3 protein-coding genes are annotated in these 2,828 nt (G+C 69.3%); all 3 read left to right on the forward strand.

The window, feature by feature from the left end; translation table 11 throughout:
• Window positions 1-88: 88 nt before the first annotated feature.
• On the forward strand, window positions 89-817 hold the full coding sequence (locus tag FNH08_RS48290) for a trypsin-like serine peptidase (RefSeq protein ID WP_152778244.1): 729 nt from the start codon (window positions 89-91) through the stop codon (window positions 815-817).
• 153 nt (window positions 818-970) lie between these two features.
• Complete coding sequence (locus FNH08_RS48295) at window positions 971-1,891, forward strand: C40 family peptidase (protein ID WP_194238874.1); 921 nt, start codon at window positions 971-973, stop codon at window positions 1,889-1,891.
• Window positions 1,892-2,123: 232 nt separating this feature from the next.
• On the forward strand, window positions 2,124-2,828 hold a 705-nt coding region (locus FNH08_RS48300), incomplete at its 3' end, for a phosphatase PAP2 family protein (protein WP_152778245.1).

Below are 2,828 nucleotides of genomic sequence, written 5' to 3' on the forward strand. Positions count from 1 at the left end.
GCGGGTGAGAGGGCGGGGCCGTCGTTTCACGGACGATTCTCAGGTTGCCCGAGGTGCATTCTCACGCTCCTTGGGCAGCCTGTGATCGATGACGCGTATCTCGCTGCTCGGTGCCGTCGCGTTGCTCGCCGTCACCTCCTCGTCCCTCGCCGCGGCCGACGACGGGCCCGGCCCCTTCGGGGTGACCGCCGAAGCCCCGGCGAGTGCCGCCACCGCGCGCGTGGGGGCCGTCTTCCGGGGCGGGCTCGGCGGCGGGCACTTCTGTACGGGGTCCGTCGTGCGGAGCGCGGGGCACGACCTCGTCGTCACCGCCGCGCACTGTCTCGACGGGGGTACGGATCTCGTCTTCGTGCCCGGCTACCGGGACGGGGAGGCACCGTACGGCGTCTGGCGGATCGGGAGGACGTACGTGCCTGGCGGGTGGGACGGCGGCGACCGGGACGAGGACAGTGACATCGCCTTCGCCCGCGTGGAGCGCGAGGGCGGGAAGGGAGTCCAGGACCTGGTCGGGGGGAACGCGTTCGCCGCGCACCGGGCCACCGGCGCCACCGCGGTCACCGTCACCGGGTACCCCAGCTCCAGCCGGGCGCCGGTCACCTGCACCAACAAGCCCACCGCCCACAACGCCACCCAGCAGCGCATCGCGTGCCCCGGTTTCCCCAGTGGGACCAGCGGGAGTCCCTGGGTGAACGGGGACGGACAGGTCGTCGGGGTGCTCGGTGGGCACGAGGAGGGCGGGGCCACGGACGACGTCTCGTACAGCGTGGTCCTCGGGGACGAGGCGGCCCGGCTGTATCGCGCCGCTCAGGGCGAGTGATCATTCCGTGATCGCCGGGCCCCCTCTACACTTCGTGTCGGTGGAGTGCCGGGCAGTGAGGGGCGGTTGACGGTGCGTAAGGCATGGATCGTGGGGCTCGCCTGCGGCGGCGCCGGCCTCAGCTTCGTCCTGCTGCTCGTCGTCGGCGTCTACATGACCGCCGGGAACCTCGCGAACGGGATCGGCCAGGGCGTCAAGGCGCTCGCCAAGGGGGCCGTGCCGGCCGCGTACAGCCCGCTCGTGCAGAAGTGGGGCAACCTGTGCTCCGCCATCAATCCGGCGCTGCTGGCCGCGCAGTTGTACCAGGAGAGCGGGTTCAACCCGAAGGCGCAGAGCCCGGCCGCGGCCCAGGGGATAGCGCAGTTCATCCCGGGCACGTGGGCCACGCACGGCATCGACGGCGACGGGGACGGCGACCGTGACGTGTGGGACCCGAAGGACGCGATCCCGTCGGCCGCGTCGTACGACTGCTCCCTCGCCAAGTACGTCAAGGACGCGCCCGGGAACCCGACGCACAACATGCTCGCCGCGTACAACGCGGGCGCCTATGCGGTGATCAAGTACGGGGGCGTGCCGCCGTACAAGGAGACCCAGAACTACGTGAAGACGATCACGGACCTGGAGAAGAGCTTCGCCGCGCCCGTGACCAGGGTCGATCCGTCCCGGCAGGCCGCGGGGGCCATCGAGTACGCGCAGAAGAAGCTCGGTACGCCGTACCTGTGGGGCGGCAACGGCACCGCCGACCAGGGTGGGCGCTTCGACTGCTCGGGCCTGACCAAGGCCGCCTACGAGGCCGTAGGGATCACGCTGCCCCGGGTCGCCAACGACCAGTACAACGCCGGGCCGCACCCGAAGCGGGACGAGCTGCTTCCGGGCGATCTGGTCTTCTACTCGGACGACCTCACCAATTCCCGGGCCATTCGGCACGTGGGGATCTACGTGGGGGGCGGGTACATGATCAACGCGCCCAGGCCGGGTGCGGTGATCCGCTTCGACCCGATCGACACTCCGGACTACTTCGGGGCAACTCGGGTCACCGAAGATGGCGCGAAAGCGTTGCCAACGAATATCTGATGGCGCGTAATTGTTTGTGACCCCTGTCCTGAGCTGCGGAGATGTGTCTCTCTTCGATAACGTCTGCGTGATCATTCAGTGGAGTGTGCAACGTAGAGAAAGGGACTGTGCGTTCCTTGTCTCGTAGCGCTTCGACGCGTGACGACGCCTACAACCACGGGGGTGGCCGCAGCGGCGTACGTAAGGGTGCGTCCGCCGAGCATGGAACAGACGACGAAGGGGCCGCCGCACGATGGCTGCATTCGCCGAGTCCGGGACGCATCTCGCCGGGACCGACACTCTCGCCGAGTCCGGGGCGGGGTCCGGGTCCAACCCCGACGTCAGTCTGCTCTACGACATCAATGGCCTGGCCAAGGACGCGCCGACCTGGTTCGACCGGGTCATGGAGTTCGTGGGTGAGTACGGGCTGCTGTTCGCCATGGTGCTGCTGATCCTGTGGTGCTGGTGGGGTGTGCGGCGGCGGGGCGGGGAGGACGCCGCGTCGTCCGTGGCCGCGCTGGCCTGGGCGCCGCTCGCCGCGGGCATCGCCGTGCTGGTGAATGTGCCGATACGTGGGTTCGTGGAGCGGCCCCGGCCCTTTGTAGATCATGAAGGGCTGGAGGTGCTGGTCTCCGGCAAGACCGACTACTCGTTTGTGAGTGATCACGCGACGCTGACCATGGCTATGGGGGTCGCGCTGTTCGTCGCCAACCGGAAGTTCGGGCTGGTGGGGATCGTGCTGGGGCTGCTCGGGGGGTTCTGCCGGGTGTACATGGGCGTGCACTACCCGACGGACGTGGTGGGTGGCTTCGCGCTGGGTACGGCTGTGGCGCTGTTGCTGTCGCCGGTCGCGGCGGCTCTGCTGACGCCGCTGGCGAAGGCGGTTGAGCGGTCGGCGCGGGTGGGGTGGTTGATCTCGGCCAGGGGGGCCGAAAGTAGGGGAGCGGTGGTTCCGGAG

This window comes from Streptomyces spongiae (genome assembly GCF_009377185.1).
Lineage (GTDB): Bacteria > Actinomycetota > Actinomycetes > Streptomycetales > Streptomycetaceae > Streptomyces > Streptomyces spongiae.